This is a genomic window from Staphylococcus sp. HMSC061G12, from assembly GCF_001838465.1.
Taxonomy (GTDB): Bacteria; Bacillota; Bacilli; order Staphylococcales; family Staphylococcaceae; genus Staphylococcus; species Staphylococcus simulans.
The window spans coordinates 1-17,085 of sequence record NZ_KV837062.1; the positions used below are offsets into that span (position 1 = coordinate 1).

19 protein-coding genes are annotated in these 17,085 nt (G+C 35.1%); 8 read left to right on the top strand and 11 right to left on the bottom strand.

Annotation, left to right across the window (positions count from 1 at the left end; all coding sequences use genetic code 11):
• Positions 1–83 precede the first annotated feature (83 nt).
• From HMPREF2937_RS05375 to rpsN, 3 genes are all read right to left on the bottom strand, one after another.
• Positions 84–1,019, bottom strand: a complete 936-nt coding sequence (locus HMPREF2937_RS05375; protein ID WP_142351407.1) for a CAP domain-containing protein — start codon at positions 1,017–1,019, stop codon at positions 84–86.
• A gap of 100 nt (positions 1,020–1,119) precedes the next feature.
• Entirely contained in the window at positions 1,120–2,097 is a 978-nt protein-coding gene (gene guaC / locus HMPREF2937_RS05380; RefSeq protein ID WP_002480843.1) for a GMP reductase, read from the bottom strand.
• A 178-nt stretch (positions 2,098–2,275) separates the two neighbouring features.
• Positions 2,276–2,545: a 30S ribosomal protein S14 gene (gene rpsN / locus HMPREF2937_RS05385; RefSeq protein ID WP_002480842.1), complete on the bottom strand. Its 270-nt coding sequence runs from the start codon at positions 2,543–2,545 to the stop codon at positions 2,276–2,278.
• Between the two features lie 256 nt (positions 2,546–2,801).
• Between rpsN and rpmG the strand changes: the two genes are divergently transcribed.
• The 3 genes from rpmG (at position 2,802) to HMPREF2937_RS05395 (ending at position 5,136) form a co-directional block, all read left to right on the top strand.
• Entirely contained in the window at positions 2,802–2,951 is a 150-nt protein-coding gene (gene rpmG, locus HMPREF2937_RS13265) for a 50S ribosomal protein L33 (RefSeq protein WP_001265708.1), read from the top strand.
• Between the two features lie 284 nt (positions 2,952–3,235).
• Positions 3,236–4,693: an amino acid permease gene (locus tag HMPREF2937_RS05390; protein WP_070864173.1), complete on the top strand. Its 1,458-nt coding sequence runs from the start codon at positions 3,236–3,238 to the stop codon at positions 4,691–4,693.
• Between the two features lie 128 nt (positions 4,694–4,821).
• A complete protein-coding gene (locus HMPREF2937_RS05395; protein WP_002480840.1) occupies positions 4,822–5,136 on the top strand; it encodes a hypothetical protein in 315 nt (104 codons plus the stop codon).
• A 59-nt stretch (positions 5,137–5,195) separates the two neighbouring features.
• Here the strand turns inward: HMPREF2937_RS05395 and HMPREF2937_RS05400 are convergent, their stop codons facing one another.
• From HMPREF2937_RS05400 to HMPREF2937_RS05415, 4 genes are read right to left on the bottom strand one after another with little or no spacing between them, the layout of a single operon-like run.
• The gene (locus HMPREF2937_RS05400; protein WP_070864174.1) at positions 5,196–5,999 is read right to left on the bottom strand and encodes a Cof-type HAD-IIB family hydrolase; all 804 of its coding nucleotides are present in this window, start codon (positions 5,997–5,999) and stop codon (positions 5,196–5,198) included.
• A gap of 56 nt (positions 6,000–6,055) precedes the next feature.
• Positions 6,056–6,970, bottom strand: a complete 915-nt coding sequence (gene thrB / locus HMPREF2937_RS05405) for a homoserine kinase (protein WP_070864175.1) — start codon at positions 6,968–6,970, stop codon at positions 6,056–6,058.
• Positions 6,970–8,037, bottom strand: a complete 1,068-nt coding sequence (gene thrC / locus HMPREF2937_RS05410; RefSeq protein ID WP_057509855.1) for a threonine synthase — start codon at positions 8,035–8,037, stop codon at positions 6,970–6,972. Before thrC ends, thrB begins: the two co-directional genes overlap by 1 nt.
• Before the next feature lie 5 nt (positions 8,038–8,042).
• Positions 8,043–9,323, bottom strand: coding sequence for a homoserine dehydrogenase (locus HMPREF2937_RS05415; protein ID WP_002480836.1), 1,281 nt, complete (start codon positions 9,321–9,323; stop codon positions 8,043–8,045).
• Between the two features lie 192 nt (positions 9,324–9,515).
• On the opposite strand from HMPREF2937_RS05415, the gene HMPREF2937_RS05420 reads away from it, so the two are divergent.
• Positions 9,516–10,892 (top strand): aspartate kinase, encoded by a 1,377-nt coding sequence (locus tag HMPREF2937_RS05420; protein WP_070864176.1) that lies wholly within the window; start codon positions 9,516–9,518, stop codon positions 10,890–10,892.
• Positions 10,893–10,974: 82 nt separating this feature from the next.
• Here HMPREF2937_RS05420 and HMPREF2937_RS05425 read toward each other — a convergent pair whose 3' ends face one another.
• Together HMPREF2937_RS05425 and HMPREF2937_RS05430 are read right to left on the bottom strand one after the other, a co-directional pair.
• Entirely contained in the window at positions 10,975–11,559 is a 585-nt protein-coding gene (locus HMPREF2937_RS05425) for a hypothetical protein (protein WP_002480834.1), read from the bottom strand.
• A 95-nt stretch (positions 11,560–11,654) separates the two neighbouring features.
• Positions 11,655–12,119: a sugar phosphate isomerase family gene (locus tag HMPREF2937_RS05430; protein WP_070848276.1), complete on the bottom strand. Its 465-nt coding sequence runs from the start codon at positions 12,117–12,119 to the stop codon at positions 11,655–11,657.
• Between the two features lie 192 nt (positions 12,120–12,311).
• On the opposite strand from HMPREF2937_RS05430, the gene HMPREF2937_RS05435 reads away from it, so the two are divergent.
• Positions 12,312–12,686 carry a transcriptional regulator, SarA/Rot family gene (locus HMPREF2937_RS05435; RefSeq protein ID WP_002480832.1) on the top strand — a complete coding sequence of 125 codons (375 nt, stop codon included), beginning with the start codon at positions 12,312–12,314 and terminating at the stop codon, positions 12,684–12,686.
• A 250-nt stretch (positions 12,687–12,936) separates the two neighbouring features.
• Positions 12,937–13,797 carry a hypothetical protein gene (locus HMPREF2937_RS05440; RefSeq protein ID WP_002480831.1) on the top strand — a complete coding sequence of 287 codons (861 nt, stop codon included), beginning with the start codon at positions 12,937–12,939 and terminating at the stop codon, positions 13,795–13,797.
• Positions 13,798–13,853: 56 nt separating this feature from the next.
• Here the strand turns inward: HMPREF2937_RS05440 and HMPREF2937_RS05445 are convergent, their stop codons facing one another.
• The gene (locus HMPREF2937_RS05445) at positions 13,854–14,387 is read right to left on the bottom strand and encodes a thermonuclease NucI (RefSeq protein WP_070848273.1); all 534 of its coding nucleotides are present in this window, start codon (positions 14,385–14,387) and stop codon (positions 13,854–13,856) included.
• Between the two features lie 128 nt (positions 14,388–14,515).
• Between HMPREF2937_RS05445 and HMPREF2937_RS05450 the strand changes: the two genes are divergently transcribed.
• Entirely contained in the window at positions 14,516–14,710 is a 195-nt protein-coding gene (locus HMPREF2937_RS05450; RefSeq protein WP_023015265.1) for a hypothetical protein, read from the top strand.
• 54 nt (positions 14,711–14,764) lie between these two features.
• Here HMPREF2937_RS05450 and cls read toward each other — a convergent pair whose 3' ends face one another.
• Positions 14,765–16,243: a cardiolipin synthase gene (gene cls / locus HMPREF2937_RS05455; RefSeq protein ID WP_070864177.1), complete on the bottom strand. Its 1,479-nt coding sequence runs from the start codon at positions 16,241–16,243 to the stop codon at positions 14,765–14,767.
• 461 nt (positions 16,244–16,704) lie between these two features.
• Here cls and HMPREF2937_RS05460 point away from each other — a divergent pair, with 461 nt between their 5' ends.
• Positions 16,705–17,070: a MerR family transcriptional regulator gene (locus HMPREF2937_RS05460; RefSeq protein WP_002480827.1), complete on the top strand. Its 366-nt coding sequence runs from the start codon at positions 16,705–16,707 to the stop codon at positions 17,068–17,070.
• The last annotated feature ends 15 nt before the right edge of the window (positions 17,071–17,085 follow it).

Here is a 17,085-nt window from a genome sequence, read left to right on the forward strand (position 1 = left end):
ATCAAGTTGTTAATCATGCCGAGCGCACACAAAAGGCAAAATCTCTGCTGAATACAGAAATTTTGCCTTTATTTTAAAGCTGATTAACTTGTGTAATTTTCAGTCCAGAAAGGCTGTCGTTCATCATTGAAATCAACACCGACACCTAAGTTTTTAAAACTTGGTTGTAAAATGTTTTTTCGATGCCCTTCTGAATTCATCAGACCTTCATGTGCGAAAATACTATTTTGATGGCCGTACGCTAAGTTTTCACCCGCGCTATTATAATCAATACCATCCTTTTTCATACGATCAAATGGAGATTCTCCTTTTGGATTAGTATGATCAAAGTAATGGTTGTCAGCCATATCTTTACTGTGTTTTCGTGCAGTATTAGAGATTGCATCACTATATTTCAATACAGATAAGCCTCTTTGAACACGCTCTGCATTGACTATATCAAAGTTTTGCATCTCAAAACTCTGAGCAAGTGAAGACGATGGCGCACCGTAAGGTTTAGTTAAACGATGTTCCATTTCCTTACTAATCTGCATGACACCTGTTACTTGATTATTTTCATGCTTGTCATAAAAGACGGTCGTATAAATACCATCTTTATCAAAGACATCATATTCATCGCTCGTAATTTGGTATCTATAATTACCTTTCGTCATTTCATCAATCGGTTGGCCTAGTCTATCTCTTACAGCTGATTTCGGCGAACCATACTTGATTTTAGATTTAGAAGAGATAACATTTTGATTGCTATAGATACCATTCACTTTATTATTCATATAACTGACCATTACGAATGAATGGTAATCCTTATGGTATGTGTACCATTTTAAACCATATTCATTTGCGCTGACACGCTCAGGTTTACCTAAAGCCTGTTCGACTTCTTCTTTTGTCATATTCATTTGAATGTTATTTAAAGCAAAATCTTGCTTATCCGGCACTTTAAGTGCTGTTTCATTGGCACTTTCTTGTGTAGTGATTGCTTGTATTTTGGCTTTTGCTTGATTTTGAATGTCAATCATCCATGGTGTCTCTTTAACAGGAATGATTAAAGCAGCAAGTAACAGGATGACTACAAATGAAAATGTGCGTCTGATCGTCTACACCTCCAGAAGGTAAAGCTTAGTCTCTATCACCATTGAAGATAGAGTTTCTTACGATGACATAATCTACTTTTCTTAATTCAAGCAAGTCTTTACCGCCTGCATAAGAAATAGAGCTTTGTAAGTCCTGTTGCATTTCATTCAATGTGTCTGCTAATGAACCTTTGTGTTCTACAAACATTTTCTTACCTTCAACGTTTTTGCGCTCACCTTTTTGGAATTCAGAAGCACTGCCGAAGTATTCTTTGTATAATTTACCATCAAGTTCTACTGTTTCACCTGGTGATTCTTCATGTGCCGCAAATAACGAGCCAATCATAACCATTGAAGCACCGAAACGAATTGATTTCGCGATGTCACCGTGTGTTCTGATACCGCCATCAGCAATGATTGGTTTACGCGCTGCTTTACTGCAGTGGTTTACTGCAGCTAATTGCCAACCGCCTGTACCGAATCCTGTTTTGATTTTAGTAATACATACACGGCCTGGTCCGATACCGACTTTTGTCGCATCTGCACCAGCGTTTTCTAATTCTCTTACACCTTCAGGCGTACCTACGTTACCTGCGATCACAAATGAATCTGGTAAATATTCTTTCAAGTGGCGAATCATGTTAATGACTTGTTCTGAGTGACCATGAGCAATATCAATTGTGACATATTCAGGTTTTAAACCTTGTTCAGCAATTTCTTTAACGAAATCATATTCATTATCTTTAACACCTACAGAAATAGATGCGAATAATCCTTTATCTTGCATTTTTTTGATGAATGGAATACGCGCTGCTTCATCAAAACGATGCATAATATAGAAGTAATCATTTTCTGCGAACCACTCTGCAAGTTTTTCATTCATAACCGTCTGCATATTTGCAGGAACAACCGGCATCTTAAAACGACGCGGTCCGAATTGGATTGATGTATCACATTCTGAGCGGCTTTTCACTATACATTTATTAGGAATCATTTGGATATCTTCATAATCAAAAATTTTCATATCTATCTAACACCTTACCCTTTATTTTCTCTAACTCAAAAAGTCCAATATACATCATACTACCTCATTACGACTTTTACCATAAAAAAGCGTGTATTCTCTCTAAAAATACACAAAAAAGAACACATTTCATTCAAGAAATGTGTTTCATGATAAATTGATTGCTAAAAACTAGAAATTACCAGCTTGCTTTTCTTACGCCAGGAATTTGACCTTTATGTGCATGTTCTCTGAATGCAATACGTGACATTTCGAATTTTCTCATTACGCCACGAGGTCTTCCAGTTACTTTACATCTACGAGTTAAACGTGTTGGTGATGAATCTCTAGGTAATTTTCTTAATGCTTCATAGTCACCTTTAGCTTTTAACTCTTGACGTTTTGCGTAATATTTAGCAACGAGTTCTTCTCGTTTTTGTTCTTTAACAACTTTTGATTTTTTTGCCATTAAAGTTCCTACCTTTCTTAATAGTAAATGTTCATAATCGTAATTATTACGATTTATATCATAACACAATTTCCATCTTTATCAATACTTTTTGCTCATTTTTTAGGCAAAGTTATTTACTAATCGTAAATTTTTCTATACAATAGAATACATTGTGCTTATGCTGCTTATTTTATCCATCTTGCACGATATGCATGATTGTGGTAAATTTAAGTGCGTAAGTATTGCTAATAACTTAATAGAAAGGGTGTCTACATTGCGCGTAAACGTAACATTAGCTTGCACAGAATGCGGCGATCGTAATTATATTACTACTAAAAACAAACGTAACAATCCTGAACGTATCGAAATGAAAAAATACTGCCCAAGATTGAACAAATATACATTACACCGCGAAACTAAATAATGTATTGAAACTACGATAGTGAACTTACCTATTCAAATCGGTAACGTTCACTTTTTTTATTGTTGGGTCTAAATATACACCTCTCCTTCTATTTTGTCTAATACGCTCTTACTATATCAACTAAGAATTTATGTCAATTTAACGGACACAATGAACAAAATTCTGTCATTTTTCTGAATTTTTTAAAATATTTGATTTAATGCATCAAAGGTCATTGATTAGTCGTATAAAAACAATTAGAATAGAGTACATATATTTTAATTTAAAGATTAGAGGTAACGCATATGGATGAAAACAAAATGAATAGAGGACTCAGTTCTCGCCATATATCAATGATTGCTATCGGGGGTGCAATCGGTACAGGTCTCTTTATCGCAATGGGCGGCGTCATTTCTCAAGCTGGTCCTGGCGGTGCGATTGCAGCGTATCTGATTATTGGTGTCATGTTATATTTCTTAATGTCATCAGTCGGAGAACTTGCAACCTTTTATCCTGTATCAGGTTCTTTCAGTTCTTATTCAACACGATTCGTTGACCCCTCACTTGGTTTTACAGTCGGTTGGTTATACTGGGCAATGTGGTCACTTGTGACAAGCGTTGATGTTATTATCGCATCAAATGTCTTGTACTATTGGGACACATTTAAGTTCTTCTCTCCACTTACATGGAGTTTAATATTTATCACGTTCTTACTATTATTGAATATCTTTACGGTAAGAGCCTTCGGTGAAGCGGAATTCTGGTTAGCAGCTATTAAAGTTGTGACGATTATCGTTTTCATCGTTATAGGTGTTTTAACTATCTTTGGTATTCTTGGCGGTCATACGTATGGTTTTAAAAACTTCACTGTCGGTGAAGCACCATTTGTTGGCGGTATCTCTGGTTTCTTAAGCGTTCTGCTTATCGCTGGATTCTCTGTCGGTGGTACGGAAATTGTAGCGGTCACAGCTGGTGAATCAGATGATCCTAAAAAATCAATGCCAAGTGCTATTAAATCAGTATTCTGGAGAATTTTATTATTCTATGTTCTTTCAATCGCAGTCATTTCAGCGATTTTACCTTACAATGAACCGTTATTACTTAATAAAAGTGAATCTGTAACACAAAGTCCATTTACGATTGTGTTCGATAGAGTCGGTATCGCCTTTGCAGCTTCTGTCATCAATGCGGTTATTTTAACATCACTATTATCAGCTGCTAACTCAGGTATCTATTCAACAAGTCGTATGTTGTTCTCACTTAGTACAGATCGACAAGCGCCGAAATTCTTAAGTTATTTGCATGGTAAAACAAAGTTACCTATTCCAGCCATCTTAACGAACTTCGTGATTGTTGTGGCGGTCATTATTTTAGCGAACTTCCATGCGAATGCGATTTTCACATTACTTGGTATTATAGGGCAACTTGTTATCTTTGTATGGGCAGCCGCAATCTTCTCGCAAATCAGATTGCGTAAAGGATTAAAAGCACAAGGTATAGATGTTAATGAACGTTTACCTTATAAAACACCGTTATATCCGCTAGGACCGATTCTTGTTTTAGCTATACTCGTGTTCTTGTTATTCGGTGGTTCATTTGAAAATATGATTCACTTGAATGTCGGCGGATTAATTAAAGACTTCGTACCGATTGTAGTGCTCTTTATTATTTTCATTGTTCATAAAATCATTAAGAAAACAAAACCTGTTAAATTGAAAGAAATGGATGTAAGAAGTTTCGAAGAATTTAATAAAGTGAAATAATTATTCACACTGACAGATTGGCTTTGGCCAATCTGTTTTTTGTTTCTTCTTATAACTTTTAAGATTTTAACGTTTATGGATATGTAGTATAATAGGAGTAATAAGACGAGAAATCGAGGTGTTACAACATGGTAGGGCAAACAAATTTATTTGACGATGTTTTGAAGGAAGATGAACGTTTTGTGATTGTCGTTCAGTCTCTTGAAGAAAAAAATGGCAGACTTATCAAAAGAACTTTAAGAGAATATCCAAGTCTAGAACATGATCAAATGGTACCTCTATTTGAACACTTAAAAGATGTTTACCTAAGTGAACCGTTTGAAACTGGACAATCATCATTTATTATCACAGTCTATACAAACTTAGACTACTCTGCTGATAATATTTATGCTCTTGTAAAACGAAACCATGGCATGCATGAATGGACACATACAGCTAAATAAGATGTATCGCATACAAAAGGAGACTCTCTTGAACAGAAAGTCTCCTTTTGTATTTAAATCTATAAAATTTTCTTTAAGGCATAGACAATACCGTCTGAGTTATGATCTAACGTCACAAAATCAGCGATTTCTTTTAACGCATCACGTGCATTGCCCATTGCGACAGCATACCCTGCTTCTTCCATCATAGAATAATCATTCATACTATCACCAAATGCGATAGTCTCACTGATATCGATGCCTACTTTTTCGCATAACGCATGTAATGCATTACCTTTAGACACACCATGCGGCACAAATTCTAAGAAGAAGGGTTTACTTGTCGTCACATCGATTTGGTCGTTAAACACACCGCCAAATGCTTGAGAGAGTTCTTGAATATGTGATTCGTAGTCTACGCCCAACACTTTCGCAACAGGATTTTGAATGAATGCTTTCAAATCATCTGTGCGATGCATAGGTAACCCTGTTAACTCAGACTCAATATTCATATACTCATGTTCACCTTCATAGATAATATGACCGTCTTGATACGTCAACACAAAGATATTATTATCGCAACAATAATCTACAATACGGTCAAAGTCTTTTTTAGAAATACTTTGTTCGGCTTCAAGCTCTCCATCTCTAACACGTGTCGTACGACTGCCGTTAAAACTGATGACATAACTATCATGCTCATGAAGATGCAAGTCTCTTGCGATTGGCAACATACCTTCTGTTGGACGTCCTGAAGCTAAGACAACATGATATCCTTTATCTTGTAATTCAATTAAATATTTTGCAGTATCTGGACTGATTTGATTCTCTGAATTCAACAAAGTATCATCCATATCCATTACTATCATTTTATAGCTGCTCATTTGATGTGCAGTGCTCCTTTCAAGCGTATTCCATCAAATTATATCGCATTTCTTCATTAATCATAAACTTTTTCAACGATAATTCCGCTTTTATTGACTGAAATTAATTCAGATTCACAATCTGGCAACTCTTTGTTCAATCTTCTGACTAATTTACCGCTTTTAGAAGGATCAATTAATGTTAAAATCGTCGGACCTGCCCCACTGATAACTGTCGCATAAGCATGATATTCACGACCTAACGCTTTAACGCGTTGAAATTCTGGGATTAAATCTTGACGATACGGTTCATGGAACCCATCCATTTCCATCAACATACCTGCTAATTGATAATCATGCTGCATCAATGCACTTAACATCGTGTTACTGATGGCACTGTATTGAACCGCTTGTTCATGTTCAAAGCTTTTCGGCAAAACTTGTCTAGAGTCATGTGTCTTCAACTCGTAGCTTGGAATAGTGATCACGAGGTTCACGTATGGAGGTTCTATTGAAGAAATGTATGTTTCTTTTGTTTCATGATTATAAAATCCAGCAATCATCCCACCATAAATCACAGGGGCAACATTATCTGGATGTCCTTCTATTTCTGTTGCGGCTTCGACCATTTCAAATTCTGATAATTGTAAGTGACCGAAGAAATCTGCTAAATAAATACCTGCAACTAAAGCAGAAGCCGAGGACCCAAGTCCTCTGGCTAAAGGAATTTCACTCCGCATAGTGACATCTAATGGCGGCACTGACATATCATATTTCTGTTCAAGAAACTGTACAACTTGATAAATCAGATGGTGTTCATCTGTCGGTAAGCCATGCAAGTTGTCACCTTTATGATGGAAGTGCCATCTATTATCTGCACTCACTTCTGCTTCAACATATAGGAACTTATTTAATGCGAGTCCGATTGAATCAAAGCCTACGCCAAGATTGGCAGTAGAAGCGGGAACTTTAAGCTTTAAACTTTCTCCCATTAATGTATAGCTCCTTTGATATATTTAATAATACTTGCTTTATCATTTGGTAAAGATTTAATCGGGTTGTCTAATAATGAGATGGCAGTATCAGGGTCTTTCAAACCATTACCAGTTAACACTGCAGTAACTGTAATATCTTTTGGTAATTTACCAGCTCTATGCAATTTAATTAATCCAGCAATTGAAGCGTTACTTGCAGGTTCTGCAAACACACCTTCTTTAGAAGCAAGTAATTGATAAGCTTCTAAGATTTCTTCATCTGTCACACTATCAATCAAGCCGTTAGATTCATCCAAAGCTTTCACTGCTTTATCCCAACTTGCTGGGTTACCGATACGAATCGCAGTTGCGACTGTTTCAGGATTTTTAATGACTTTGTTCTGTACGATTGGTGATGCACCTTCCGCTTGGAATCCAAATAATTTCGGTAAGCCTGTTTGATGTTTATCATTAAACTCTTTGAAGCCTTTCCAATACGCAGTGATGTTACCTGCGTTACCGACTGGGATAGCTAATACATCTGGTGCTTTGCCGCCTAATTGATCGACTACTTCAAATGCACCTGTTTTTTGACCTTCGATACGGTATGGGTTAATTGAGTTAACAAGTTCAATTTCGCCTTCTTCTTTCGCAACTTCTTTAACAATTTCTAAAGCTTCATCAAAGTTGCCTTCAATCGATACAATTTCTGCACCGTACATAACAGCTTGTGATAATTTACCTAAAGCGATTTTACCTTCAGGAATAACTACGATTGCTTTCAAGCCTGAACGTGCCGCATATGCAGCTGCAGAAGCCGAAGTATTACCTGTTGATGCACAAATCACTACTTTTTTACCTTCTTCTTTTGCTTTAGTGACTGCCATGACCATACCACGGTCTTTAAATGAACCTGTCGGATTGGCACCTTCAAATTTTACAAACAAGTTAATACCTAACATGTCTGATAATGTATCACAATGAATCAACGGCGTTTGGCCTTCATTTAAAGTTACATTCGGTGTGTTGTCGTTAACTGGGAGATATGCTTTGTATTCTTGTACTAAACCTTGCCATCTTTTCATTTTAATTAAACCCCTTCTACTGGATAAACTTTTTCCACTGGATATTTGCCTTGTGCTAAAATTTCATCAGCTGGAACATTGATACTTTTTACAATGACAGCTGCTGTGTTGTCATCTCGTTCAATGACATTGAGTGATTTGTGAAGCGGTAATTGTGCTTTAACCTCTTCTTCCACTCGTTTAACCGGTGCACCATTTGTTTGTAAAACAACATAGTAACTACCTTTTTCTTTTAATTTTGTCGGTTCATCTGCGTCGATCATTTCTTTTGCATGACCTGTTTTCAATTCGAAATGCGGCGGTAAAGTATGCAAGTTAGATTCGAATTGTAGTGAGACGTTTAGTAAGTCGCTGACTACTGCACTACCTGTAGCTAAGCTACCTGCACCTTTACCATAGAACATCGTTTCTCCAACAGAGTCGCCGATAACATAAATCGCATTATATTCATCTTCAACTGATGCTAATTGATGTCTTTCATCGATTAAGGTTGGTGCAACAGATGTTTCAATAACACCATTATCAAATGTACCTTTACCGATTAATTTAATTTTATAACCAAGCGCTGTTGCGGCTTTGATATCCTCTACTGTTACTTCAGAAATACCTGTTACTTTAACTTCGTCTAAACTGATAACTCGGTTGAATGATAAGTATGTAACGATGACTACTTTACGTGCCGCATCGATACCTTCAACATCATCAGTTGGATCTGCTTCAGCAAAACCTAAACGTTGTGCCTCATCCAAAGCTTCTTTAAAGCTTGCGCCCTCTTTTGTCATCTTAGATAAAATGAAGTTGGATGTACCGTTTAAAATACCCATGAATTTACTGATGTTGTTCGCATTTAAACCATTGTTGATTGCGTTGACGATTGGAATACCGCCTGCCACACTGGCTTCGAATTTTAAAGCAACGCCATTTTCTTCTGCTAAATCTTCTAATGTGCGTAAATGAACCGCTAATAAATCTTTGTTAGCAGTAATCACATGTTTGCCCTGTTTTAATGATTTTTTCAACCACTCAACAGTAGGTTCGATACCGCCCATCACTTCAATCACAATGTCGACTTCATCATCATTTAAGATTTCATCCACATCTTCAGTCAGATGGTATTTACTGATATTTAAGGGACGTTTTTTCTTTTTATCTCTAACAAGAATATGTTTGATGTGAAGATCTTTGTGAATCGTATCTTTAATCTGTTGATGATTCTCTTCAATAATTTTAACTACTCCTGAGCCCACTGTTCCCAGACCGAGCAAAGCGATGTTTAACTTCTTCATAATTACATTCCTCCGTTTGTTCGTTCTAAAAAAACACCTGTACTATTGAAAAATACTTGATTATGGTTTAGTATAAATTCATTCATCAAAATTGTAAAGTTCAAAAAATTTGGAATATGTTGAAATTTTAGCATTTTTCACCCAAAAAACAAAGCAGTATATTATTAAGATTGATAGAAAGGTTGATTAAATATGAAAGTAGCTAAATTTGGCGGTAGTTCCGTCGCTTCAGCAAGCCAAATTCAGAAAGTGTTAAACATCATCAATAGCGATGACGAAAGAAAAATAATCGTTGTGTCTGCTCCAGGTAAAAGACATTCTGAAGATATTAAGACAACAGATTTGTTGCTTAGGCTTTATGAAAAAAGTGTAGCAAAATTAGATTATCAAAATAAAAAGGAAGAAATTATCGAACGTTATGCAGATATCATCCGTGATTTAAAGATGGACGAAAATATTTTAACAGAATTCGATGATATTCTTGAACAGCGTATCAAAGCCAACCAAAGCAATCCGCCTCGTTTAAAAGATGCATTACTTTCTTGTGGTGAAGACTTTAACGCTCGCTTAATCGCGCAATATAATAACGCTCAAGGTGTTCCAACTACATATGTGTCTCCTTTAGACGCAGGTATTACTGTAACCAACACGCCTCAATTTGCTCAAATCTTAGAAGAATCTTATGATAAAATTTACAATCTAAGAAAAATTGAAGGAAAAATTATCGTTCCAGGTTTCTTTGGTTACTCGAAACAAGGTAATGTTGTCACTTTCCCTCGCGGCGGTTCTGATATCACTGGTGCAATCTTGGCACGCGGTGTACGCGCAACGTTGTATGAAAACTTTACAGATGTTTCAGGTATCTATCGTGCAAATCCGAACTTAATCAAAAACGCTGAAATTATGGAAGAAGTAACATATAGCGAAATGCGTGAACTTTCATATGCAGGCTTTAGTGTTTTCCACGACGAAGCCCTTCAACCTGTACAAAAAGAACGTATTCCAGTCGTAATTAAAAATACAAATCGTCCTGAAGATCCAGGTACTTTCATCAGATATGACCGTGAAATTAAACCAGACCACTTGATTACAGGTATTAGCTGTGACAAAGGCTTTACAGTCATTAACGTACGTAAATACTTAATGAACAGACAAGTTGGTTTCACACGTAAAATCTTATCAGTACTTGAAGACTACAATATCTCATTTGACCATATGCCTTCTGGTATTGATAACGTCAGTATCATCATGCGAACACATCAAATTCGCGGCAAAGAAACAAAAGTGTTAAATGAAATTCGTAAACAATGTGATGTTGATGAATTAGGTATTGATAACGACTTAGCTGTGATGATGGTTGTTGGTTTAGGTATGAACCAAATGGTCGGTACTGCCAATATGATCACATCTGCACTCGCTAAAGCGAATATCAACCTGAAAATGATCAACCAAGGTGCTTCTGAAATTTCAATGATGTTCGGTATCAGCGTTAAGGATGCTGACGATGCCGTACGTGCAGTATATGATGGAAGTTGTGCCCATGCGAAAGAAAATTTACAATTAAAATAATCTGAATTTAAACAATATTTAGTTAAAATTTAAAGATATAAAAATACAAGAGTGTTGCGACTAAGCAACGCTCTTGTTCTTTTTACGATGCGTATAATGCATCATGCAGGCGTTCTTCACCTACGACCACGCGTAACATAACGAATTGATAATAACTCAATGCATCAATCACAGCTTTGTTGTTAAAACTACTGCGATGTACTGAAGGTTGCAGCAACTCATACATCAGAACGATTTCTGGTTTAATATAATCAACGCCCCAAGGTAAAGAATGGAAATAAATATGTTTTTCAGGCAATCGAATGTTGTGGTTGAATCTAAACATCCACTCTTTGTTATGTACATCATAAATATAAATAGTCATAATTCTTTGCCCATGTATTTCTACTTCTAAATGTGTTAGTTGAGAGAATTTCGTATCTCTTAATTTTTCACTGACATTCCCTTCTGAATCTATGTATCGAATACGATAATTATCCGGGATATTCTTTAAAACTTTAGTAAGGTTCTTACGTTTTACGCAAATATCTACTGTATCGTTAATAATAAATTCATTTTTCAAGAATAAAAGTTTTGCAGTCTCTCCGAAAAATTTGATTTCATCATTGGTATTCTCTATTAATCTATCAACCAAGAAATTTAAATCTTCATTATTAGACTTTTGCATTCTGACACCTCCTACTAGTAAGCGCTTACAATAATGGTTGTATTTTCTCTCTATTCATATTCATTTTAGCGTGTGTTTCACTACTTGTCTATCATTTAATTTACATATCCGATATGAATATAACGCTGATTTGATTCTATAAAATCAGGATAATTAACGACATAACTGTGTCGCGCTTGTTGGATCAACGTTTTTTGCAATGCCCCTATTTGTGAATGCACTTGATATAAACTACCTTGTTCATCTATGTAACTCGCTGCGCAGAAATAGACATCTATTTGAAGGGTTTTAAATGATTCCACCATTGTATCACCAGTAATAATATGTAAGCTTGAATCCACTTTACCTGGCGCAAAAATTATATTCGAAAAAGTATTTTGACACACATATTGCATAATATCTGTGGAAAATGTGACAACAGAAACATGTCTCTCCTGTTCAGCTAAACAGTCTAACACATAATAAGAGATAGGATGATTATCTAATGCGATAACTGCATTAGGAGGAATATTATTATAAAAGTCTGATAAATCTGTTTTATTCTTTATAATAGAGAACAATTTTTAAACTCCTTTTGTTATACCAAGTAACCCTATTGGATTTATAAACTTTATTTTCATTCGTTAATTGAATTTTTAAAAATAGATACAATAATTTAAGTTAAAACTAAAGAATATCTCTTTTCAAAGTATAACTTTTTTATTATAATAATGTAGACGCAAGATATTATAAATACAACACGAGGTGAAATCATGTATTCTGAAAAAACACAGTCTACAGAATCGATTTTTTACTATGAATTGCATCGAAAAGAATTAATTAAAGCTTTGAAGCAGGAATATAACTTACGTTTCAACGATTTATTATTTTTAAAACACATTTTAGATCGTCAAAAGAAACTTATCCCTCTTCTTGAAGTGAAACACGGTATGAATTTCAGTTTAATGGAAATTCATAAATCGTTCAGCACATTAACGGAAATGAAAATCATCGGCAAGCAACGCTGCATCGATGATGAACGAAAAGTTTTCATTACTATTACAAGCGCACAAACGAAAAAAGCATTGAAACTGCTTGAGGAATTTGACGCTTTACAAAAATCTATCTTACAAGATACAAAAGCGTAATAGTTTTTAAGATATTTCATTGATTCCCAAGCTGAGTTGAAACCAAACACTTAAAATTGAATTTAACGATTAAAGTTCCAGACACATTTCCTACATATTCGTCTGGAACTTTTTTAGTATTATCATAATATGTCATAAATGTTACATTAATATTTTGTTAAGACTTTATTATTGATTTTTACCACTAAGAGTTAGATTATTAGGGTATGTTTAAATTTAACTACTTTTTATTGAGTAAGGAATGATAGGTATGTATTTAATATTACTTCTAGTTGCTGTCATCGTGATTTTGGCCATTGCGCTTGTTGTATCACGCAGCTTAATGCAGCACCGACTAGATACAGAGATTTATTCTAAAAATCAACTTGTAAGCAAGGTCAACACCTTACGTACAGAAGTCGCATCATTGAAAAATCAAATCATTAATGATGGTACACAACAACATCATTATGGTGTACGCAAAGCTAAACAATCTATCGAGAAAGTTATGCAAAGCTTAAAAGAAAATGGAGAAGTTAAGTTTTATCATATTGTTTCAACAGGCAATGTTGCTGTTAAACATCCACTCTTCGATTTCTTGCGTACTTTTGATTATGTAGTCATCACAGATAAAGGGTTGTTAAATATCGACGTGAAGAACTGGAAAGAAAAAACATTTTATCATTTCAGTGCTGAACCTGAAAAACCTATTGATACAAATGTAGAAGATATTGATCAAATTATCGGGCATTACATCGCAGATCAATATCAAAGTCAATTCCAGTCAACAAGAGAAGATATTTATACGTTCACTGAAAAAGTCAAAAGCAACAGTGTCACTTTTGATTTCTATGACTATGACCCGTACCTTACAGCTTCTGTGAACTCTAAAGAACTAAAAGATGCTTACGAAAAGAACTTCAATCAAAAAATTTCAAGTGTCGGTTTAGTATACTTTAGTGACGGTTCTGTAAATATCATTGATGGTCCGACTGAACGTCAAAAATATGTTGAGACCGCAACTTCTAAGCATGACTTAAAAGATGCGATTCGCAATATATTTATGCAGTCAAAACATGAAATCACTGAACAAGATTGCGAAAAGATTCTGGGCTACATCAATCAACCTTAATTAAAATAACGGACAAGCACATTCAGCTTGTCCGTTATTTTTTAACTCCAAATTTTTTAACTCCAAATATTCAAATGTTTTTGTTTCGCTTCTCTTTCAGCCTCTTTAAGCACATCTCGGTACTTGCCATTCGGCGCAAAGTACTTTTCACGTGCAAGCCCTTGTTTAACTAATTCTTCGTTAAACATATGGTTCTCATCTAACCAAACATAAGCTAAATAGCGGCCATATTGATCTTTCGGCTCTTTATCAAATTCTAAATAAACCTTTTGGTTATTTAAATGCTTCTTGGTATAGTTTGAAGCCTCTTTCCCGTACGGTTGTACAGGTGTATTAGGTTTAACTGTTTCTGGTGTATCCATACCAATCATTCTGACTTTAATTTCACGATTATCTTTATCTGTTGCGATAAAGGTGTCACCATCAATAACACGTTTGACAGTAACCGCTTCTTTATCCCCCATCGATGTCGATGCTTGTTCTCCACCGCTTTGTTTAAAGGGACCTGAATGATTAAAATATTGGAAACCTAAAACAATTACAGCAATCACTGCAATTACAATGATTGACGACATAGACTTACGTTTCAAAAATTTTCACCTGCTTTGATTAAAGTTATCACCGACTCATCATACCTATTTTTTCATAGGTGCGTCAATTCTCTGATGCACAAAAATTTGGTATGATAGAAACAAGGAATTTGATGAGGAGGCGCGCTATGCAAGCCATTAAAGAAAATATTGTAACGATTGTTGCTGTTGCAGTCGCAATTATCGTCGGCTTGATTTTGCAATATGTATATGAGTTTCCATTACTAGTCACAGCAATTATTGGCATCTTAATGGGAATGCTCGTCGGTTTTATTTTATTTATCATCCAGCAGAATCGAGATAAACACAATAAAAGAAAATAACACAGTATAAATAAACTCGGAAATGAGACAGCTCACTTCCGAGTTTTTCTTATCTTATAAAATTGGCGTAATCAGTTTTGAGAAGCCCTCTTTCATTTTAATCCAGAATGAACGATTCGCATAACGTGCTTTCGTTAATTCTGTTGAAAGTGTGACATCATGTTCAAACGCTTTACGTAACTCTGTAGCGATTTCTTTGTTATACATAAAAGCGTTGACTTCAAAGTTTAATTCAAAGCTTCTGAAGTCCATGTTGGCTGAACCGACACTAGCCACTTCATCATCAATTACCATCGTTTTAGAATGGATAAACCCATTATTATACGTATAGATTTTGACACCTGAGTCTAATAGCTCTGCCGCATGGTAATACGTTGCCCAGTATACAAACGGATGGTCAGGCATATCAGGAATCATCAAGTGAATGTCTACTCCTGAATTTGCGGCCATCTTCAACGCGTTGATATAAGAATTATCTGGAATGAAGTAAGGACTCTGCATATAAATCGATTTTTTAGCTGAGTTAATCATTTTTGTATAGCCGAATTCAATTTCATGCCAGTTATCATCAGGTCCGCTTGAACAAATCTGAACAGAAGCTTCCCCTATATCTTCTTTCACTGGGAAGTATTTAGGTTTATATGGCAACGTTTGACGTTTAGATTGAGAATTCCAATCCAACATAAAGCGTAATTCTAACGCATCCACTGCAGAACCTTTAATTCTGACATGTGTATCTCTCCAATAACCGAATTTCTTACTTAAGCCTAAGTATTCATCTCCAACGTTGAAACCACCGATATAACCGATTTGACCGTCAATCACGACAATCTTTCTATGGTTACGGTTATTAATTCTGAAGTTGATTAACGGTAGTTTGCTTGCGAAGAAAGCTTCAACTTGCCCACCAAGCTTTCTAAAACGCTTGAATTGGCGCAAGGTTAACTTTTTCGAGCCAATATCATCATATAATAATAAGACCTCTACACCCGCTTCTAAACGCTCTTCTAAAGCATCAATAATGCGATGCCCTAAACCATCTAATTCAAATACATAATACTCTAAGTGGATGAAAGACTCCGCTTTTTTAATATCTTCAATCATTTGATCGTATAATTTATGGCCATCGACAAACACATCGATATCATTACCTTCTGTTAAGAAAGCAGGTTGTCTCGTTAACAGCATATTTACTAAGTCATGATGTCTTTGAACTATTTCGTTATCACTTTGAATTTTATCTTGTTGAACTTGGTAACGTTGTTCATTGATAATATCATCAAATTGTTCTATATCTTTTCTGTAATCTTTGTATAACTTTTTCTTTGATACGCCTCTTCCAAATAAAATGTATAAGAAGAAACCTAACACTGGTGCGATAAATAAAATAAACAACCAAGCCCATGTGGCACTTGTCGACCTATTTTTCAAGAAGATGATATTAAAGGCAACAATCAAATTCAAGATTGTGAATAAGATAAATATGCCTAGCAATATATCACCTAGTAATCCTGGTACGTAAAAGGCTATCATTGTCTCAACTCCATTCTTGCGATTCATTTTAAACTCTTACATTGATTTAATGGTAAGTTAAAACGTCTATCATTTAATATAAATAAGATAAAACTATTTTAACATTTATAATCGCTTAAGACATCATATAAACAACTGAAATATCAGTACTTGAGTACGTCTAATTTCACATTTCATTTAGTCAAATGTTTATGTCTAACGCAACTTAGGTATAATTTTACATAGAGAAAGTCATAGTAGGTTCTCTCTTATTTAAGTAAAAACGCAGTAAATCGGAACGAAAATGTGAAATATTTTTGAATGGTTCGTGTTTTAATTTGTTAGAATTATCAGAAAAGACATGTTGAACCCTTGATATATAAGGGTTTTTATACTGATGTCAGAAAACCTTACATATTTTTGTAATTTCGGTTTATTTGTGATAAGTTAATAACAAGTTCAAAAATAGAGGTGATGGAGAAATGTCAAATGATGCACTTCGCAGAAACATGGCCGTCTTCTCTATGAGTGTCGTAAATCAATTGACTGAGCTAACACCAAGACAGGTACGGTATTACGAAGCACATGGACTCGTTAAACCAGAGAGAACACCCGGTAACAAAAGATTATTTTCGATGAATGATTTAGATCGCCTGTTAGAAATCAAACACCTATTAGAAAAAGGGTTTAACCTAAAAGCAATCAAACAAATCATTTATCAAGATGATCAACATTTGTCTACTGATGAAAAAGCCATCAGAAAACACGTTATCGTTGAAGCAACACAGAAACCGCAACAGGAAGCTATCCCGATAAATCGAGGCGACCTATCTCGTTTTATCAAATAATTCACTGGAGGATTT